Source organism: Acinetobacter sp. UNC436CL71CviS28, from assembly GCF_000620525.1.
Lineage (GTDB): Bacteria > Pseudomonadota > Gammaproteobacteria > Pseudomonadales > Moraxellaceae > Acinetobacter > Acinetobacter radioresistens.
The window spans coordinates 32,790-54,246 of record NZ_JIBB01000005.1 but is presented as its reverse complement, the minus strand read 5'-3'; the positions used below and the strand labels follow the sequence as shown (position 1 = coordinate 54,246).

Sequence of the window (21,457 nt, the reverse complement as noted above, 5' to 3'; positions counted from 1 at the left end):
ACAGATTTAAGTTAAAGTACAGCGCAATAATTGATTTTCAGTATTTTTGGATAGAAACAACATGGCTATTAAGTCTGATCGTTGGATTCGCGAAATGAGCGAAAAACACGGCATGATTGAACCGTATGCAGAAAACCAGGTCCGCCTCGATGAAAATGGTCAAAAACTGATTTCTTATGGTGTGTCCAGCTATGGCTATGATGTTCGCTGTGCACGTGAGTTTAAAGTTTTTACAAATGTCCATTCTGCAATTGTTGATCCAAAAAATTTCGATGATAAAAGTTTCATCGATATTGAATCAGATGTCTGTATTATTCCACCTAACTCATTTGCTTTGGCCCGTACGGTAGAGTATTTCCGTATTCCACGCAATGTACTAACAATTTGTCTGGGTAAATCCACCTATGCACGCTGCGGTATTATTGTTAATGTCACGCCGCTGGAGCCAGAGTGGGAAGGCCATGTTACGTTAGAATTTTCAAATACTACCAATTTGCCAGCGCGTATTTATGCAGGTGAGGGTGTTGCTCAGATGCTGTTTTTTGAAAGTGATGAAGTGTGTGAAACTTCTTATAAGGATCGTGGCGGGAAATATCAGGGACAACGAGGTGTGACTTTGCCAAAAGCATAATTCAGGTTTCATTTATAAATAGGCGGATCATTTGAATCCGCCTATTTTTTTACAATTCATTCATCGGAAACCATGTCTTTCAAGGCTATTTTTTTTGCAATTACATTTATATTCAGCATAATTAACTTTAAAAGATCTAGGTATAAGTACTGCTATAGCAATAATTGAATAAAGCTAGAAATACCAAGATATCGAGGAATAAAAATAAATGATGCGGAGCATCAGATAAAAAGGAAGACCGAGATGATTCATCATTGGAAGACTACAGGATTTCGTATGTCCTGTTTGGCCGCTATGGCCGGCTTATGCTTGACCCAAACTGGTTATGCACTTGAATCCTTGTCTGATGACCGTTTAGCTGAAACAACAGGAGAGGGAATAGCACTTCTTCCCGAGAATTTTAAAATGGTCTTTCAGGGACCCAATGATCAGTCGGCAGCTTCAAGTTATAACCGTTCAAATATTACCGATGCAGCTAAGTATGATACAGGTTTCATCCGAATTATTCCGACGGGTGAGAACTATGAACAACTTAAACTGACCGCCGCCCAAGCCGCAGCAATGCATAATAAAGCAGACATTTTTATCTACGGTCTGGCCTTATCAAAATCCAATTCAGACTTGAACCAGAGGTTCAGTAATCAGGGGTTTAACTGGGGAGATGCTGCAAATCCATGGTTATTCCGTGCCGGAACAGCGACCAATATTAAACAGTTCGCTGCAAAAAATCCTTCTGGTGATATCAGCTATCTGGCTCTAGAAGCTCCCCTGGTTAAAGTTGATGCCGATGAATCAGATAATAATATCAAGCTGGGTTTCTGGCTGGATGCTTTTTCACGCTCTTGGGATTCCTCTAATACATTAAATCCCATTACGGGAGCACCGATTCCCAAGCCAACTTCTGATGGAAATGATCAGGATCTTGATAGAAATCAAAGACTGCGGATGCAATTCGTAGCAAATGGCCTGAGCCTAAATGGATCTCAAGTCCGTTTATTTCAGACTCAAGCTTCAGACAATACCCAGCATAACCAGTCACTTGGTATGGCTAATATTATTCGGTTGAATACCAATGATAACCCATCCACTCTCAAGATAAGTGACTCAGCAACCAGCCGCAATGCTAAAGCTATACGTTTGAGTACAGCAGCTATTCAGGAGGGTACGGCAGCTACACCAGCTTTGGATAAATCTTTCGCGCCAATTTTTAATGATCAGGAAGGTTTATATCTGTACAGTCCAAACCTTAATCTGGTCTTGGGTAATATGTATCAGCCTTTTGTTCTAGGTTCTGAAGGAAACAATATTATTCTTGAGGTCACCCGCATTCCGAATGTGCCGGAAATCTATAGCCAGATTTATACTTTTTATAATGATACAGATAAAGATACCAAGCTTGAGGGTGCTTTAACCGCAGCTTCTTTTAAGGGCTCAACCTGTAATGTGGCTTATTGCGGTTCGAATTTATCTGATGTCAAAGCTGGTACCTCAACTATTAAATATCAGGGCACAAATGCTACTCATAGCAGTATCTCGATTGGTAGCGTAACACGTGATCCAACTACAAATTTACTTAAAGCAAATACTGATAGTAATGCTACAGGTGTGGTATTCAGAGGACCATCTAATACGATGACTAATTTAGGCTCTGCGGTGATTGACGGGGTCATGATACAGCATCTTAAATTCAAGACGACCGGGCTATAGGAGAAGTATATGTTAAATAAATTTAATTTATTATGTGCTTTAGTCCTTTCATCTACAGCGCAAGCAGAACTTATAAATCTCGATAATGAGGCATTGTTGAATATCACAGGTCAGGGGGGAGCTGATTTAAGCTGGACACTGTCGTTAAACCATCAGTATGCCAATAATATGAGTCTTAAAAATATTTCTGAATATGATCCACAGGGAACTGTAACTCAGGCTTTTTATTCTTATCAATGTGTTTCAGATATTTTATGTCGATTCGCTTTTTCACCCAACAACCATACCGAAAATGGCAGTCAAAAATGGCTGGTATTTAAACAGTTACAGGGTACTCTTCAAATAGATAAATTCTCTTTAGATGGTTCTACAATTCTAAACCGGGAGGGTGAACCGCAAACTGCACTGCAACTTACTTTTTATGATGACCATCCGTTAAAAGTCCGTAATTTGGGCTTTAAAAGTCTTGCGGTAGAAAGCGGAAGTGAAGGGTATTTAAATGATAAAAAGTATACAACTTACGATGGCGGCAAGCTGGTTCCGAGATTTGATCAAGGAGGGGAACAAGGCTTTATGGGAGTGAACATGCATGGGAACCTGCATATGTCAGGTAATCTGAAGATTTTCAGTTATAACTGTGCGGGCACAACGACAAGTCGCTGTTAAAAGAAAAGAGAGCTCATCAATAAGGATGTTGAAATGAGAAAAATAACAAAATTAAAGTGGCTCAGTGTCTGTATATTTATGGCACAGCATTCTTATGCATTGCAGCAACTTTCTGATACGTCATTAAGTACAGTCACCGGTCAGGATGGTATTTCTATTACTCATGAAGTATCTAAAGTGGTCATCGATCAAGCAAACTGGGTAGATTATTCCAACACTGGAAAAATGAAACTAGGTTTACATAATGTCAGAGTAGAGGGAACCCATCAGCAGAATATCAAAAGTACTTTAGATATTGATGTTGGAAAAACTGAGCGGGGCGTAGGAATAAAGATACAGGGCAGTATTTCACCTTTTCAGGCGACTATCGAAAAACTGATGCTGATCTGTGATACTAGTTGCACGAACACCGTGGCTCAACAAAACCTGGGTTCCTTGAGCCTCGCGACTATCTCGCCACTTATTTTTAATCTGGAAACAACAGCGGGCTTGTTTAACCGTGACGAGAAAGCTCATCTGGATTTCAGACTACAAAATGCCAGTATTGGTTATGGCTTGAATGGCCATAATCTGACCTTGAAAGATTTAAATTTTAATATTTCAGCGGATGGATATATGTATATCGACCCGACAGAAGGAATTGTACTGGCCACAAAAAGTAAAAATGGAGCCACAGATCATATAATTGAACTGGGCCGGGTTTCTGATCTAACTGATGTTCATTCAAGCCGGAGTGATGCTACTAATCCTGGAGTAAACCTGGATTTACGTTACGGTTCTGACCCCGCTAACCAGAAAAACCTGATCCGTATGGGAGCATCAGGTGCTTTAACCAATGGCAAGATTTTTCTAAATGCTGACCAGACAGGACTGGCAAATTTTAATACAGTTAATGCTACAGATTTGAAAGAAACAACACGTAAGGCACAAGGGTACGATACCAAAGGTGGCTTACACTTAGGACTGGCAGCAGAGTTTACCCGTCAGGGAAATCCATTACTTACGGCTAATCATCAGGCTACAACTCTTGAGCTAGGTCATACGGGTAAAGGCAGTTATGCGATCGAATTTTCTAACTTGTCTCCCTTGGCCATTCGCAATGCAAATAGTATAACTGCTTACAACACCCAAAATGCTTATATAGACTTGGGTGATATCTATATTAATGCTGCCCAGACACCTACATTAAGTTTTATCATTAATGAAAATATGAGAAAGGTATTGGGTGAAACAGCAGCTGAACTGGTCTATAACATAGTGCCATCCGGTACTACACAAAATATTGCCTTACTGGCTATGCGTGGTATGGACTTTCAGGCGATTGCCCGTAAAGCAAGATTCATTTCTGATAATTCTATGGCAGCATTAACCAATCAAAGTGCGGAATGGGGTATTGGTATTCCTATTTTTAACTTAAATACCAATCTTGCCCTATTTTCTAAGAATTATAGTTACCACGGAAGCAGCAAAGCCGGATTAGGCTATAACTTGGCTTTGTCTACAGAAGGTTATGGTATTGACCAGAAAACTAATACGCCTAGTACTACCTCGCTTATTATTGTTGATGGTGCAAGAGGTTCGCATGGTGAAGAAGTAAATTATTATGCAGGTTTTAGAAATATAGATGCGTATTTAAAATCTGATGGTGTCATCGGATTTGAAGATGAGGGAATCTATATTAAGGCTGACCACTTGTTACTCGCTGCTAAAGCAGAAATCGCAATTGGCCAGTTACCTGGCTCTTTATATAACTGTCCGGCTGGGGTAACAAGCTGTGATAAAAAGGTAGTACCCATTGATAACTTTGCTCGCAAAAATGATGTTTTAACCTCGTTGGCATTTAAACTGGATGGTAATGGTGAGTTGTTTATTATTCCGGGTGTTAACCCGACTGAAGGGAATCTGGATAGCAATTTTTTAACTCTAAAGGCAAATTTCGATTTTAGCGAGTTAAATACTTCACAAAAGCAAGATCCTTCAGTGTTAGGAAGTTATGTAAGTCTGATTAATGAAGACATAAGGCCAGACGGTACGTCTAAAACTTCAAGCATAAATATCAATAAAATGCAGGGTAGTGTCGGTCTTGAATCTAGAGTCTATGTAAAGCAGGATACCGTGAAGGTAGACAGTCAAATACAGTTTAACCGGGCTTCTACATTAATGAGTCCTGGACAAGTTAATACATTGAATACGGGTAAGATTTTTAAAGCAGAGATGGCGATGTCCCCTTCAGGTAGCATGCAAAAGATTGCAGACCTTGCAATTACGGGTGGCACCATGCGTAGTACTTTAGGTATTACACCACGCTAGATTATAAAAAGAACAGATAAGGAAAGATAATGAAAAAGACTGGTTTAGGTATTTTGTTTGTCTCTATATTAAGCAGTTCAACCCTATATGCGATGACAGAGTTAGATGACAATGCCCTCTCACAAGTTGAAGGGCAGGCTTTATTAAATTTAACATATAATCAAGGCATAAACTCTGGCTCTATGCAGCAAAGCAATATGGGATTTTATCGTTTAGGACTGGCTGCTGAATTATCTCTGAATGCCAATATTAAGAAATTACAGTTAGGATGCGGGGGAAGTAAGGGAGCAGGCTGTGATATTGATATTGATAATATTGCTCTGACTGGAATAAATCCTGTAGATGGTTCATATGTAAACTCAGATTTTGTCTTAAATAATCCTTTCATTGAATTTGCTATTGATAATCCTAATTCAGCAGCCACACGTCAAGTGGCTGGTTTCCGTCTGGGTGCACTTTCAGCTTTAGGTATGATGAGTATAGGTGGAAATTCAGATTTAAGTAAACTTAATGATGATAAGGGGATTAATAGTTTAAGTGGTGATATTGGAGTGAGAGTTACAAATGCTAATATTAAAGGCATCCAAGTCACCCTATTGGGACTACCAATATCGACGGCAGATGCGAAAGTTACAGATTATGCTACTACTCTAGTGGTAAATCGTTCCTCTACATTTGATCTATTAGGTATGGACGCGAATAGTACTTTAAATATTGCAGGCTATCCATTATTAAAGAATCTTCATTTAGATACCAATATGAAAGATATTCCATTTAGTACCGTCCATCGCTTAGTAATTGCAGATAGCAATGGGGGGGCAACAAGTAATGCTTCTCTATCTTTACAGAATAAGGATATTTTTTGGCAAAATGTAACTGATAACTCTTGGAAAGCAAATGCAGCTCAAAAAGGCTGGTGGATGTCTATTCCTGATACGCAGTTTGCAAATTTAAATATGGACGGATCAAATGTTAAACTTCCTATTTCAAGTGCGGTTGGAGGTTTATTAGGAGCAACAGTTAATATTGATCCTATGGACTTAGGTCAGCTGCCTATTTCCAACTGTTACGGTGGCCTTAAATTCTGCTAATAAAAAAATCCCGCATTGAGCGGGATTTTTTATGGAAACCTATTTAGCAAGTTTTGCCAGTAATTCATCTTTGTTAATGTTAACTGATTCTATATCAGTACGGCCTTTATATTCAAAAGTACCCGCATCCAAGCCTTTTTCACCAATCACAATTCGATGTGGAATACCAGTGAGCTCCAGGTCAGAGAACTTAACGCCTGGGCGCTCATTACGGTCATCTAGCAGTACATCAAAACCTTGAGCTTGTAGTTCGATGTACAGTGCTTCAGCGGCCTCCAGAGTGCGTGGCGACTTATGGGCATTCATTGGTACAATCGCTACTTCAAAAGGAGCAATGGCAGCAGGCCAAATGATACCTTTTTCATCATAGTTTTGTTCAATTGCTGAAGCAATTACACGAGTTACCCCAATACCATAACAACCCATAGTAACGGTAAGTGGCTTGCCATCTTCTCCCAAAACTTTACAGCCTAGCGCTTCAGAATATTTTTTACCAAGCTGGAAAATATGTCCGACTTCAATACCACGCTTAATTTGTAAAGTACCTTTGCCATCTGGAGATGGATCGCCCTCGACCACATTACGCAAATCATAAACTTCAGTAAATGATGCATCACGTTCCCAGTTCACTCCAGTTGCATGTTTGTCAGCTTCATTCGCTCCAGCAACAAAATCTGAAAGTACTGAAGCAGCACGGTCAACAATTACGGTAAGCCCTTTCTCGACCAGCCCTTGGGGACCAATGAAGCCAGCAGTCAAGCCCAGTGCGGCAATTTGTTCTTCAGTCGCGAAAGTGAGCGGTGCAGCAATCAGTGGATGCTTCTCTGCTTTAATTTCATTAAGCTCATGGTCACCACGCAAAAATAATGCAATTACAGGTGAGTGACCTTTTTCATCGGCGATACCCTGCACGAGGAGTGCCTTAACAGAATGGGCAGGATCAGTGTTCAAGAAAGTTGAAACATCTGCAATGGTTTTTTGATTTGGCGTGTCTACAATTTCGAGTGCTTGAGTAGGCGCTGCACGTTCTCCCACTAAAATAGCCTCTGCCATTTCAATATTGGCTGCATAGTCCGACTCTGTCGAGAAAGCGATATCATCTTCACCACTTGAAGCCAGTACATGAAACTCATGTGAACCTGAGCCACCAATAGAACCTGTATCTGCTTGTACCGGACGGAAATCGAGTCCTAATCGACTGAAGATACGGCAGTAAGTTTCATACATCACATCATAGGTTTCTTGTAGGGATGCCTGGTCAACATGAAAAGAATAGGCATCTTTCATGATAAATTCACGTGAGCGCATAACACCAAAGCGCGGTCGAACTTCGTCACGAAACTTGGTCTGGATCTGGTAAAAATTGATTGGCAACTGCTTGTAGCTTTTAAGCTCATTACGCGCCAGGTCAGTGATTACTTCTTCATGAGTCGGACCGAGTACGAACGGGTTAGTATGACGGTCATTGAAACGCAGTAATTCTGGACCATATTGTACATATCGGCCAGATTCTTCCCAGAGACTGGCAGGCTGGGTCACGGGCATAAAGGTTTCCAGAGCACCGGCCCGGTTCATTTCTTCACGTACAATCGCCTCTACTTTATTCAGCACACGTACGCCCATCGGCAACCAGGTATACAGCCCTGAAGCCAATTTACGAATCATCCCCGCTCTTAACATGAGCTGATGCGAAATAACTTCTGCATCATTTGGGGTTTCTCTTAACGTTGCAAATAGAAAGCGGCTTGCGCGCATGGAAACAGTCCTAAAAGTGAGCATTGTAAAAATAAGATTATACGACAAAAAATGAGATGAATATTTCATCTCATTTTTTTCATGGCCTGATTATGACATTAATTTACGGAATTGACGTATCATCAGGTTCTTTAGATCATCCAGATAAGTAAAAATGACTGGAACCACAACCAGTGTCAACAATGTAGAGGTAATTACGCCACCAATTACAGCATGGGCCATGGGGGAACTCTGTTCACCACTTTCACCTAAGCCCAGTGCCAGCGGTACCATCCCCATGACCATAGCGCTAGTTGTCATCAGAATGGGTCTCAAGCGTGTTGTACCCGCAGCAATAATAGCATCGTAGCGGTCCATTCCACTTTCAATTCCTTTTTTAATAAAATCAATCAGCAAAATGGCATTTTTGGTCACCAGACCCATTAACATGATGATACCGATAATCGAGAACAGGTTCATGGTCGAGTTAAATAGATAGAGGGCCAAGAATACCCCAATCAGTGAAAGGGGGAGAGAAGCCATAATAGCAGCCGGATGAATAAAGCTATTAAACTGTGAACCTAAAACAATATAGATAAATACAATGGATAAGGTAATTGCAGTAATTGCATATCCTAAAGATTCAGCCATATCTGCATTAGCGCCTTCTGTGTCGAAATTATAGCCGGGCGGCAGCTTGAACTGGGCTTGCATGGCATCAATATCCCCGCCAATATCGCCAGCAGGGCGGCCTGAAGTATTCGCTTCAATCAGCACTTCACGGGACAGTTCACGGCGGTTAATCTGGGACGCACCTGAAGTTTCCTTGAAGCTTGCGACCGTTGCTAGCGGAACTAGAATATTCTGGTTGTTATTATCCAGTTTTTCTGAAGTAATATACATATTCTGGATATCACTTGGCAGAGTGCGCGCATTTTCACTCAGGCGTAGATTGACGTCATAGTTCTCACCACGTTCATCTTCCCAGGTTGTGACGTTATCACCTGCAATTAGTGGACGTACGACATTTGCAATCTGGTTCACTGATAGTCCTAAATCACTCGCCAAGACACGATTAATACTGACAGAGAGTGTGGGTTTTGGCTCTTTAAGAGAAGTTTCAAGATCAACCACACCATTAATTTTTTTCATTTCTGCCATAAAACGGTCGGATATTCTCTGAAGTTCATCCAGATCGGGTCCTTTGATTGAAATCTGGATAGGTTTGCGTCCACCAGAAACGACCTCATCTGCCGATGCCACTGAAGTAATAGTAATACCACCGACCTGTTGTAACCGGTTACGCAGGTCATTGTTCAGATCATTTAAGGTTTGTTCACGTTCGTGTCTTGGCGTAACAGTCACCCGGATGCTGCCGTGGTTTTTTCCGCGGTCAGTCATACCGTTAATTACGCCATATGTGGTCTGTACTTCCGGGTGCTGCCGAATAATATTTTCGACCTGTTGCAGTTTTGCCTGGGTATATTGCAAAGAGGCATCAACCGGAGTTTCAAACTTTACCCGTATAGAACCTTTGTCAGGTGTAGGTACAAATTCAGTACCGATCAGTTTTGACAAGGCAAATGCCCCAAATAAAGAAAGTACAGCAATCAATACTGTTAACAGGCGAAAGCGTAAGGCTAACCTGAGCAACTTTTCATAAACTGCTGTCAGGTCATCCAGCTTTTTAGAAGTCCATGCAAAAAAACGAGTTAAAGCATTCTGTTTTTTAGGCCTGTCTTTGCGTTCAGCCCAGTGTGCAGAGAGCATCGGGTCAAGAGTAAAGCTGACAAACATGGAGATCAGGACAGCGGTACTAACAGTAACGCCAAACTGATAAAAGAAACGGCCAATAATGCCGCCCATGAAAGCGACAGGCAAAAATACAGCCACAATGGTAAGGGTAGTTGCCAGCACTGCCAGTCCAATTTCTTTAGTACCATCAAGTGCTGCGGTCACATGATCTTTACCCATATCACTGTGCCGGACAATATTTTCCCGAACTACAATCGCATCATCAATTAGTAAGCCGATACTTAAAGAGAGTGCCAGTAGAGTCATCATATTGATAGTAAAACCAAATGCCCATATAAAGGTTAGTGTTCCGAGCAAGGCAATCGGCAGAGTTAAACCGGTAATGACAGTAGAGCGGAAAGAGCCTAAAAACAACAGTACAATAATAATTGCCAGTACCGCCCCCTCTACAATGGTACGGGCAACGTCCTTAATAGTGGATTGAATTGATTCTGAGTTATCAACTACTACTTTTAGCGTAGTACCTGCCGGTAACTGTTGCTCGATCCGGTCAATGACTTGATAGGCATTTTTGACCACATCTACAATATTGGCGTCCGCACTACGTAAAATATCAATGGCAACTGCTGACTTGCCATTTAAATAGGCCGCGGTTTCCATTTCAGCCTGAGAGTCGGTAATCGTGGCAACCTGTTTTAGGTAAACTGGAGTACCTTGTTTATTGGCTATAATAAGCTCTCCGAACTGATACGGATTGAGAACCTTGGCCTGAATTTCAACCACCAGTTCCGAGTCAGGTTGCTGCAACGCTCCACCTGGAATCTGTACATTTTCATTTTTTAAAGTATTAATTACCTGGTCAATACCGACTCCAAAGCTTCGGAGCTTTTTTGGATCGACTGCAATACGGATTTGTCGCTGTGCATCGCCGAGCAGATTAACATTACCGACTCCTTCTACAGTCCTTAACTGCGGTAAAATCCGCTGATCCAGATAAGAGCTCAGGTCTTTTAATGACATGTTATTAGATTCGAATACCAGCGACATGATGGCACTTGAGGTCGGATCATACCGCTCTACTACCGGATCTTCAATTTCATCCCTGAACTGTGCTGTTACTGATGCAATTTTATCGCGAACGTCTTGTGCGGCTACAGAGGATGAAATATCCAAGTCAAATTCTGCCACAATGGTTGAAAGCCCTTCGCTTGAGGTCGAGGTAAGCTTTTTCAGGCCTGAAATGGTGTTAATCTGATCTTCCATTTTTTTTGTAATTTCAGACTCAACCGTTTCCGGGGATGCGCCTGGGTAACTGGTATACACCACTACAAAGGGAAAATCTACGTCGGGATATTCTTCTACACCCATTCGTTGCCATGAGGCAAGTCCCAGCACCATCAAACATAACATCATCATGATAGTAAAGACCGGGTACTTCACACTGATCCGCGTAAACCACATATGTCTAGATCCTTATGATGCAGGCTTGCTGATACTGACCGGCTGGTTAACCTGATCATTGGAAAGCTGGACCCGGCTGACCACATCCGTATTTTGCAGTCCTTTTACCACAGCCGTATTATTGCTGAAGTCTTGACGCAGAAGAGTAAGGGGAACCTTGGTAATACGATTATTGCGGATAGCCCAGACATATGGGCTCTGGTCTATGCTCTGAATCACATCTAGAGGTATAAGCTGACCCTGAAGCTGGTTACTGCTAATGATATAACCTTCAACAAAAGCACCAATACTTAGGGACTGAATGGCTTCATTTGGTCTTGCAAAGAACTCAATCTGGCGGCTGACCTGATTAGCAATTGGTGAAATCCGGCTTAAGGTTGCAGTGAGCTGCGCCGAGTTACCCTGAATCTGGTATTCGATTTTCTGGCCGACTTTCAAGGCCTGCTGCTGATCAGCTGGTAAGGATGCCTGTATTTCCAGCTGGCTAGGATCAACAATTTCAAATAAGGTCTGACCGGCGCTCACTGTCTGGCCCGGCTCCACTTGGCGTGCAGTAATTACACCTGAAATCGGACTGCGTAAAATACCGTCTCGGTCAGCTTTTTGTGCAATATCTACATTCGCCTGTTGAGCTCTGACGTTTTCCTGCTGACCTTTATAGTCAACCTGGGCTTCCTCATACTCTACCTTGGAGATAAATCCTTGATTAAACAGGCGACGTTTACGTTCTACCATTAAACGGCTCTGTTCAGCCTGAGCACGGGTAGAGGCTAAATTAGCTTGTGCTTGAGCCAGTCTGGCAGCATTATCCTGATTATTAAGCCGCACTAGCACTTGGCCTTTATGAACAGACTGACCTACGGATGCATTCACTTGAGTGGCAGTTGCTGTAATTTGCGCCTGAATTGAGCTTTGATTTACAGCTTTAATTGTTCCGGTAAAAGCCGTTCTATTAAATAAAGTACCACTTTTAACCGGAATCAGATCTTGAGGAATCAGTTCAATTTTAGTGGCTTCGGTCGGTGTTGCAACAGGTTCTGACCTGTCACAGGCTATTAAGGCCAGACAGAGACATAACAGGCTTATTCTGGGAATAAGGTCAAGAGTAGGCAGAGTCAATATACGCGTTGCTACTCGCATGCATATTCATCCTTATGTTCAGCATAATGCTTTTAAATTATTTTTCTCTAAAAAGCTTACATTATTCAATGGCTTTTAAACGTGAGATAATTCTGTCGTATTGGGCTTGGGTATTGCGATAGTTCGTTTGTAAAGAAGTAATATTATTTTTAATGAGAACAAGATTCTGATAATTGCTGTTCAGACTATTTTTCAAGACAGCAGGTACAGGTTGGCCTTTCCTTAAATAATCCATTTCCTGCCGTTTAAAATAGATCCGGTCACTCTGTAATTGTCGAAGCTGGTCTTGTTGAAAACTAAGCTGTTTTTTGAGGTTAGCTAAATGTTCATCACGTTTAGCCTGAGCTACTCGGCTGTTGGTATATGCTCTTTTAAGTTTTAGGTCCTGTTCACGCTCTCGGGCCTGAACAGCGCGCTGTGGAGCCTGCTTTATGTCTTTATCTACATTGTAGGGCCGACTGCGTTGAATAACCTGCATATTCTGATCTAGTGCTTCATATCCATAACGAATATGGGTCGGTGTCACCGAGGTACTAATATTGGCAATACCATTATTATCATAATAACGGTACCACACCGCTTTAGGTGTTTCAGTGACATTTGCAATGACTGGAATAGTCAGGCAGCTCAGGCTGCAAACCATCAAAAACTCACGGGTTATATTTTTCGTTCGTATCCAGCAACTTTTAGCTATAGCATGTAACACCATAAAATTCCCCAACACACTGGACCGAAGCACTTATCTTTCAGTAATAAAATTGTTATATTAGAGCTGATTTTTGCAGTTAAAAATACGGTATAGGCAAAAAAAACCAGTTTCTGATAAAAACATAAATTATCTTATTGATTTAAATGACACTCTGTAAAGCTATACTTAAAATGTTCATTGGAAATACAAGTAAATTTATGTTAAAAAAGTTGAATAACTGTAAAAATTAATCCGTCAAATATTATGTTGAATAAGCGGGAAGGCCGATTAGATGGAAGACAAATTTCAAAACCTTAAGGTTATGGTAATCGATGATTCAAAAACTATTCGCCGTACAGCAGAAACTTTGCTGCAACGTGAGGGCTGTGAGGTAATTACTGCAGTTGATGGTTTTGAAGCATTGTCCAAGATTGCCGAAGCCAATCCTGATATTGTCTTTGTCGATATCATGATGCCGCGTCTAGATGGTTACCAGACCTGTGCACTGATTAAAAACTCACAAAATTATCAGAATATACCGGTCATTATGCTGTCTAGTAAAGATGGGCTATTTGATCAGGCTAAAGGTCGTGTAGTGGGTTCGGATGAATATCTGACCAAACCGTTTAGTAAAGACGAATTGCTCAATGCAATACGTAATCATGTCAGTGTCTAGAAAAAGAACTTGGGGAAGAAAATGGCTCGTATCTTGATTGTTGATGACTCACCTACCGAAACTTTCCGTTTTAAAGAGATCTTGACCAAGCATGGTTATGAGGTTCTTGAAGCGACTAATGGTGCAGATGGGGTAACTATTGCCCAGGCAGAATTACCGGACCTGGTATTGATGGATGTGGTGATGCCGGGTGTTAACGGTTTTCAGGCAACTCGTCAGATTGCTCGTGGTGAAACAACTAAAGATATCCCGGTGGTCATTGTCAGTACAAAAGACCAGGCAACTGACCGGGTTTGGGGCAAGCGTCAAGGCGCCCGTGACTATCTAACCAAACCTGTTGATGAAAATAAACTAATCGAAGTAATCCAACAATACCTCAACGCAGGATAGTGCTATGGCAGCAAATGGATTTATCGAATTACTTCGGCTGGCAAAGCGTGGCAACCGTAGCTATGCTGCCAGCAATAATGAAGTAAACCGGTGGTCAGGTATTGCTTTTGAAATGCTGGGGCAATATTTTGTTGCTCCACTTGGGGAGGTTTCTGAGGTTATTTATCCTCCAAAGTATACCGCAGTTCCTAATACTCAGCCTTGGGTACGTGGACTGGCTAATATTCGGGGAAGACTACTTTGTGTGGCTGACTTGGCACAGTTTATATCTGGACAACGCAGCAATTTCTCACCTACTCAAAAAGTACTCTGCATTAGTCATAATGAACAATATGTGGGTGTGGTGGTCGATCGGGTTTTGGGGATTCAGCATTTTAACAAACAAAGTTTTTTTTCAAAGAATGACGGGCTGGAGGATCAGTTAAATCCATATTGTCAGGGTTATTTTTATCAGCATAACCAGCATTGGCATGTGTTTTTATTCAGCCGTTTATTGAAAGACTCACAGTACATGAACGCATCTACAAAATTTATAAACTAATTTGACGCGCCTACTCAATAAAAGCGTTTTCAGGGGAGAGGCTGTATGGGCTTTAAACTCAAAAAGAAAAATACGGGAGAAAGCGGTGCTGCTCACAGCAGTAATGCGTTTTTAACCAAAATACAAACACAAGTCGAAGACTTTGCACGGTTATTTGGAGATAGTTCCAAATCTAAACCGTTTATTTATGGGGCAGCATTATCTTTAATTCTATCCGTTATTCTTTTACTGTTTTTATTCTATAGCGTACCTCGTCATAATGAGTTAACTCGTAGTTTGGGTGAATTGCGTCTACTGTCGCAAACTATTTCCCGTCAAGCAACCGAGGCGACTGCTTCTGGAACGCCTGAGTCCATTAAAACCCTGTCACAGTCACAGGCGCGCTTTGCTGAAAACCTAGAAACTGTACAGGATATTCATGGCTCAACTGATGCCGAGGTTCGGCAGGTTGAACAGACCTGGAATGCGGTATCTCGAAATATTGACCAGATTACCAGCCAGCAAAAAATTATTAACAAACTCTACGATACCAATATTGCTATTTCTGAAACCATTCCAGGTATTCAGGCAGAATATAACCTGCTAGTCGACCAGATGGCACGACAAAATATGAGTAGTAGCCAGGTAGTTATTGCTAAAAACCAGGTATTTATTGCAGAACGTATCTTGCGTTCGATCAGTTCCGTACTTGTAGGTAATGACAGCTCACGTGAATCTGCAGACGACTTCAATGCTGATACTGAAACTTTCGGTACTTATCTCAATGCACAGCTGAACGGCAGTAGTGAGCTAGGTGTAGAGCGTATTAATGACCCTGCATTACGTGAATCTCTAACCAATATTCAAGATGAGTATAATGCGGTCTTAAAATCTGCTGCAGCGACAGTTCTAAATAACTCCAACCAGATTGTTCAGGTCCGTCAGGCATCAGCACAAATTTTCTCTCAATCTGACGAACTGCTGGCAGCTCTAAACAAACTGACTGAGTCGGCAAGTAGTAACTGGGCAGAAGTGGCTCTTGCAATTCTGCTGCTGGCGTCAATTGCTGCCTTGATCTTCTCTGTAATTAAACTTCTGGCACTGCGGGGAGCGACGGATAAACAGCGTGTGACCCGCCTACAGGACGAATACGACCGTAACCAGAATGCAATTTTACGTCTGCTGGATGAAATTGCAGATCTTGCAGATGGTGACTTGCGTTCTTATGCAACCGTATCTGAAGACTTTACTGGTGCGATTGCGGATTCGATTAACTTTGCGATCGACCAGCTACGTGATCTGGTATCACGTATCAATGAAACCTCGCAAGAAGTATCACGTTATACCCAAAATACGCAGAATATTACTAACCAGCTGGCTGAGGCTTCAGAACATCAGGCTCAGGAAATTGCCGGCGCTTCCAGTGCAATCAGTGAAATGGCAACCTCAATTGACCAGGTATCTGCCAATGCTTCTGAATCTGCCGAGGTTGCACAGCGCTCAGTACAGATTGCTTCTAATGGTGCAGATGTTGTAAACCGTTCTATTGAAGGGATGGATACCATCCGTGAACAGATTCAGGAAACATCAAAGCGTATTAAGCGTCTGGGTGAGTCTTCTCAGGAAATTGGTAATATCGTTTCCCTCATCAATGATATTGCAGACCAGACAAACATTCTGGCATTGAATGCGGCTATTCAGGCATCGATGGCTGGTGAAGCAGGCCGTGGCTTTGCTGTGGTTGCCGATGAAGTACAGCGTCTTGCAGAGCGCTCAACCTCTGCAACGAAACAGATCGAGACACTGGTAAAAACCATTCAGGCCGATACCAATGAAGCAGTAATCTCGATGGAGCAGACCACAGCCGAGGTAGTACGCGGTGCCAATCTGGCAAAAGATGCGGGTATTGCACTGGATGAAATTCAGAAAGTATCAGGCGATCTGGCAAAACTGATTGCGAGCATTTCTGATGCTGCAAAGTTACAGGCTGCTTCAGCAGGTCATATTTCTAGTACCATGAGTATCGTACAGGAAATTACCTCGCAGACCACCAGCGCTACTTTCGATACTGCACGTTCAGTATCAGAGCTGGCCAGTATGGCAGAGTCACTACGTGAATCTGTAACTGACTTTAAACTGCCTGAATAATCTCAATAAAAATAGAAAACCAGACAGCAGCCCCTGAAGCAGGTTGCTGTCACAGGCACTAAGCGCATCGACAAGATGAATTCGTGTTCGAAAGTAACGTCTTGCATGATGGTTACAAAATAGTTTTCTGCCGGTCTTGGTAGAAGAAACGAAGAAGTTTTAGCTATGAAACAAATACTAAAAGACTTGATTGGAACAACGACTCTTCCTGAAGATAGCTATCTTGACCAAGATGCAGAGATTCTTGAAATTTTTGTTGAAGAACTAGAAGAAATCTTTACTGATTTGGATATTTTGATACAGCAGCCTGAGCAGCAGGACAAGCTGACCAGTATTCGCCGTTATTTTCATACCTTAAAAGGCTCCGGCCGGATGGTAGGAGCTAAAAGTTCCGGCGAGTTGGCTTGGACGGTTGAAGATCTCTTGAATCGAATAATTGCTAAAACACAGGCTTTTACCCTGGCGATCAGTCGTTATGTAGAATTAGTCTTTAAGATTTACAAATACAAGTTATTTTATAACTTTAAAAATAGTCAGCCTCATGCGATTGATTTGCGTCCCCTCGTATTGATCGGGCAACAACTGCAACAGCATGGCAGTCTTGAACCGGCACTTGAGGAATTGCTGGAGCTTAGCTGGACCTTATGTTCGCCTGAGACAGTCACCGGGCTTGAGCTGGTGGAACATACAGCAGAGACTCTACCACCACTAGGTGTAGAGAAGCTTGAAATTCACGAGGAATTTGATTCACTAACTGCCGAGACACTGGCGATCTTTCTTGAAGAGTCGGAAGAACATCTGGCAACTATTGATGAGTTCTTGAATAATAATGAACAGGGCAGTAATTATAATGCTCTAATCCGCGCTTTACATACTTTGCGTGGCAGCTCGGCCATGGCTCAGGTAGAACACATATTTGAAGCAAGTAGTAAAATTGAAAATCTGTTTAAAACCATGCTGCAAGATGAGCTGGTATCTACTTCAAATGAAACCGCTTTACTTACTCATTATGCTGAATTTGTAAGGGATTATCTCTACATTCTAAAACAGGAATGTAATATAGAACAGTTGGAACGGGTTTATCAGACCTTTAATCATGCTTGGGAAAACTACGGATTTCATCAAGAACCTGTGGATGATCTCGTGAACCCTCAAGGTCTGGTTTCAAGGCTCCTCGAGCTTGAGATCAACCAGTTACTAGATGCCGAGTTCGAGTTTGATCAGCGTACCCGTACCGAATATCCAGAATATTTACAGCTTTTGGTACAGCAGGCACAGGAACTGGTTGAACATACACGAAACCGTGCCTCCCAAGGTGTATATGATTTTACGTTAGAACTACTTCAGAGCTATCAGCAGCTCTTGGCAAAGCCACAGCTATTAAATCTTGATTATGCATATGAACTTTATACTCAAGCTCATCAGCAGCTGATTTATCTGTTTGATACGCTTGCAGCGGGACAGCGTGTCAGCCTGAGCCCGGCTCATCAAAGTCTGCTTGAAGAATTATCTGCATTTGTACAGCAAGAAATACAACAGGTAGATGAGTTGTCCACTGTTACTGAGCCTTTTGAGGCTCCGGTTGACGTAGCAGTTTTGCAACATACTTTCAACCTGGGAGCGCTTTCAGCACGTATAGCGGCTGATAAAGCGCTGATGCATTCTGAACATAGTAATCAGGTTGCTGATGCTGATCTGCGCGATATCTTCTTGGAAGAGGCCGAAGAATTACTGGCTGGTATGGATAGTGACCTGAACAGTTGGACAAAAGAATCAGGCCAAGTTACTGCTCTGAACAATCTAATGCGTTATTTGCATACCTTAAAAGGTGGTGCAAACATGGTGCAGGCCACCCATATGGGATTAATTGCACATGAGCTGGAAAGCATTTATCAGAGAATTATTAACGGGCAGGTTCAGGTCTCTACTGTACTGATGAGTATTATCCGGCTGGTACAGGATGAGCTGGCAGAACGCATCCAGATACTACGTGAACAGCAGATTGACTACCCGGCGCCAGCAACTATTGAAATCCTCAAAAATATTGAGTCGATCAGCACTGGTGTATTAGTGACTACGGCTGAGCCAAAAGTAGCAGAAGAGAAGCTGTCCGAGTCGAGTCAAAATATTGAATCAGATATAACTGATTGTACACTTGCGGATGCGGAAATCGCTGAGCATTCCGAAGAGTTACAAACAAATGAACAGGTAAGATCAATTGTTGAAGAAGTTTTTCTCGAGGAAGCCGAAGAGCTGTTACAGACCGCTCATAAATTACTAGATCAATGGGTAGAAGAGCGCAGTAACCGGAGTCTGTTACTACAGCTGCAACGGAATGCTCATAGTCTTAAGGGCGGCGCACGGATGGCCGAGCTTGAGCCGGTAGCCGTGATTGCTTATGCGCTGGAAAATACTTTTGAACAATTTGGTCTGCACAATCTTACCACCAGTGTCTATGACCCGCTTTTACATACTGCTTTACGCTGGTTGGAAAATGCTATCTTCAAAGAGCAGTATGAAAACTTTGACAGTTTGAAGCACAGCTTGGACTCGATCCAGTTTACTGAAATTCCTGCTCAGCTCATCAATCAGATTCCTGCAGATAATATCGTAGCTGATGGCAGTCTGTTTGAATTCGTGCATGGTGATGGTACTGAACCACCTTCCATGATGGGTGAATGGGACAATACAGAGCGGACTGAAAATAATGAAATGATCCGGATTTCAGCCGATCTGGTTGAGAAAATGATTGACCTTGCAGGTGAAAACTCCATCAACCGTTCCCGTATTGAAATGGATGTGGGACAGGTCGGCTCTATTCTTTCCGACATGGAATTGGCTATTCAACGACTGGCTGACCAGTTACGCCGTATGGAGGGTGAGCTTGAGAGTCAGATTATTGCCAAGCATGGTACTGAGAATTCACGTTACAGCGATTTTGATCCTTTAGAAATGGATCAGTATTCTTCGCTAAATCAGTTATCCAAATCACTGGCTGAGTCAGCATCTGACTTACTTGACTTTAAAACCACATTATCTGAAAAAATACGTGATACTGAAGGTTTGCTATTACAGCAGTCAAGGATTCAGGCAGAGATTCAGGAAAACCTGATGCGGACCCGTCTGGTACCCTTTTCTCGATTATTACCGCGTTTACAGCGCATAGCACGGCAGACCTCTTCAGCATTAAACCGTCCTGCAGAACTCGTTGTTCAAAACACTGAAGGAGAGCTGGACCGCAATATTTTAGAGCGGCTGGTCACCCCGCTTGAACATATGCTGCGAAATGCAATTGATCATGGTATTGAAACCTCTGAGCAGCGTCTCAAGCAAGGTAAACCTGAAAGTGGCCGTATTGAGCTAAATATTAATCGCCAAGGTACAGATGTCATCATTACTTTTACAGATGATGGCCAAGGTATTAATCTTGACAAGCTGAAAAATAAAGCACTAGAGCGAGGCCTGATTGGAACGGAACAAAAACTGGAAGCTGAAGAACTGGCCCAGTTGATTTTCCATCCAGGTTTAAGTACTGCAGCAGAAATTACCCAGATTTCTGGTCGTGGTGTAGGGCTGGATGTGGTACAGAGCAGTATCAAGGCGATGGGTGGTCATGTGACGGTCGAGTCTGTACAGGGGCAGGGTACAACATTTACGATTCGTGTACCAACTACAGTAGCAATCAGTGATGCCCTGATGGTTAAAGCAGGTGACCAGCAATACGCTGTACCATTGGCGCAGATTGAACGTATTGTGCGTATCTCTCCTTCTATGCTGGAAGACTATTTTGCTGGCAAAGAAGATACTTTCCGTATCGACAATATGTATTATAAGCTGCGTTATCTTTCAGAGTTTGTAGCAAATCAGTCTCTGCCTCGTCTTACCGGTATAGCCCACTCTCTGCCGGTACTGCTGATTAAAGGGAGCAGTGGCCAGACAGTAGCGTTACTAGTTGACCAGCTGGTCGGATCTCGTGCACAAATTGTGGTGAAACCAGTGGGTCAACAGCTGGCTAGCGTAGGTGCAGTAGCTGGTGCAACAATTTTGGGTGATGGACAGGTTTGTCTCATTCTGGATGGGCAGTATATTGCTCGTCAGGTACAGTCTTCATTACGTGTCAAGGAAGTAAAAGAATCTCGTGAGTTGCATCGCTTTAATGATGAACGACGTCTGATTATGATCGTTGATGACTCAGTCACTGTACGCAAAGTCACCAGCCGATTGCTTGAGCGTCAAGGTTATGATGTAGTGACCGCTAAAGATGGTGTTGAAGCGATTGAACAGCTGGAAAGTATTAAGCCTGATTTAATGCTGCTCGATATTGAAATGCCGCGTATGGATGGTTTTGAAGTAACTAATCTGGTACGTCATCATGATGTACATCGTAATATGCCAATTATTATGATTACTTCACGTACAGGTGAGAAACATCGTGAGCGCGCTTTTGCACTCGGAGCAACGCAATATATGGGCAAACCTTTCCAGGAAGCAGACCTGTTGGCCAATATTGAAGCGTTACTTGAGGTTATGGTCTAACGCG

Annotated in this window: 14 protein-coding genes; 10 read left to right on the top strand and 4 right to left on the bottom strand. The window is 42.3% G+C overall.

Features of this window, described 5'->3' with window-relative positions:
- The first annotated feature begins 61 nt into the window (after positions 1 to 61).
- The 5 genes from dcd to N518_RS0103725 all read left to right on the top strand — a co-directional run bounded on the left by dcd (position 62) and on the right by N518_RS0103725 (position 6,405).
- A complete protein-coding gene (dcd, locus tag N518_RS0103745) occupies positions 62 to 631 on the top strand; it encodes a dCTP deaminase (RefSeq protein ID WP_005018739.1) in 570 nt (189 codons plus the stop codon).
- A 243-nt stretch (positions 632 to 874) separates the two neighbouring features.
- Positions 875 to 2,338: a hypothetical protein gene (locus tag N518_RS0103740; protein ID WP_005027635.1), complete on the top strand. Its 1,464-nt coding sequence runs from the start codon at positions 875 to 877 to the stop codon at positions 2,336 to 2,338.
- Between the two features lie 9 nt (positions 2,339 to 2,347).
- Positions 2,348 to 3,004, top strand: coding sequence for a hypothetical protein (locus tag N518_RS0103735; RefSeq protein WP_005027633.1), 657 nt, complete (start codon positions 2,348 to 2,350; stop codon positions 3,002 to 3,004).
- Positions 3,005 to 3,037: 33 nt separating this feature from the next.
- Entirely contained in the window at positions 3,038 to 5,314 is a 2,277-nt protein-coding gene (locus tag N518_RS0103730) for a DUF6160 family protein (RefSeq protein ID WP_026443992.1), read from the top strand.
- 29 nt (positions 5,315 to 5,343) lie between these two features.
- On the top strand, positions 5,344 to 6,405 hold the full coding sequence (locus tag N518_RS0103725; RefSeq protein WP_005018748.1) for a hypothetical protein: 1,062 nt from the start codon (positions 5,344 to 5,346) through the stop codon (positions 6,403 to 6,405).
- Positions 6,406 to 6,444: 39 nt separating this feature from the next.
- Here N518_RS0103725 and N518_RS0103720 read toward each other — a convergent pair whose 3' ends face one another.
- The 4 genes from N518_RS0103720 to N518_RS0103705 form a co-directional block, all read right to left on the bottom strand.
- Positions 6,445 to 8,160 carry a proline--tRNA ligase gene (locus N518_RS0103720; RefSeq protein WP_005018749.1) on the bottom strand — a complete coding sequence of 572 codons (1,716 nt, stop codon included), beginning with the start codon at positions 8,158 to 8,160 and terminating at the stop codon, positions 6,445 to 6,447.
- 90 nt (positions 8,161 to 8,250) lie between these two features.
- Complete coding sequence (locus N518_RS0103715) at positions 8,251 to 11,355, bottom strand: efflux RND transporter permease subunit (protein ID WP_017400929.1); 3,105 nt, start codon at positions 11,353 to 11,355, stop codon at positions 8,251 to 8,253.
- A 12-nt stretch (positions 11,356 to 11,367) separates the two neighbouring features.
- On the bottom strand, positions 11,368 to 12,495 hold the full coding sequence (locus N518_RS0103710; protein ID WP_005027627.1) for an efflux RND transporter periplasmic adaptor subunit: 1,128 nt from the start codon (positions 12,493 to 12,495) through the stop codon (positions 11,368 to 11,370).
- A gap of 61 nt (positions 12,496 to 12,556) precedes the next feature.
- Positions 12,557 to 13,138: a hypothetical protein gene (locus N518_RS0103705; RefSeq protein WP_005027625.1), complete on the bottom strand. Its 582-nt coding sequence runs from the start codon at positions 13,136 to 13,138 to the stop codon at positions 12,557 to 12,559.
- A gap of 337 nt (positions 13,139 to 13,475) precedes the next feature.
- On the opposite strand from N518_RS0103705, the gene pilG reads away from it, so the two are divergent.
- The 5 genes from pilG (at position 13,476) to N518_RS0103680 (ending at position 21,453) form a co-directional block, all read left to right on the top strand.
- Positions 13,476 to 13,859 carry a twitching motility response regulator PilG gene (gene pilG / locus N518_RS0103700; protein WP_005018759.1) on the top strand — a complete coding sequence of 128 codons (384 nt, stop codon included), beginning with the start codon at positions 13,476 to 13,478 and terminating at the stop codon, positions 13,857 to 13,859.
- A 21-nt stretch (positions 13,860 to 13,880) separates the two neighbouring features.
- Positions 13,881 to 14,249: a response regulator gene (locus tag N518_RS0103695; protein WP_005018768.1), complete on the top strand. Its 369-nt coding sequence runs from the start codon at positions 13,881 to 13,883 to the stop codon at positions 14,247 to 14,249.
- Between the two features lie 4 nt (positions 14,250 to 14,253).
- Positions 14,254 to 14,790, top strand: coding sequence for a chemotaxis protein CheW (locus tag N518_RS0103690; protein WP_005018769.1), 537 nt, complete (start codon positions 14,254 to 14,256; stop codon positions 14,788 to 14,790).
- A 45-nt stretch (positions 14,791 to 14,835) separates the two neighbouring features.
- Complete coding sequence (locus N518_RS0103685) at positions 14,836 to 16,917, top strand: methyl-accepting chemotaxis protein (protein WP_005018770.1); 2,082 nt, start codon at positions 14,836 to 14,838, stop codon at positions 16,915 to 16,917.
- A 165-nt stretch (positions 16,918 to 17,082) separates the two neighbouring features.
- Positions 17,083 to 21,453 carry an Hpt domain-containing protein gene (locus tag N518_RS0103680; RefSeq protein ID WP_026443990.1) on the top strand — a complete coding sequence of 1,457 codons (4,371 nt, stop codon included), beginning with the start codon at positions 17,083 to 17,085 and terminating at the stop codon, positions 21,451 to 21,453.
- Positions 21,454 to 21,457 lie beyond the last annotated feature (4 nt).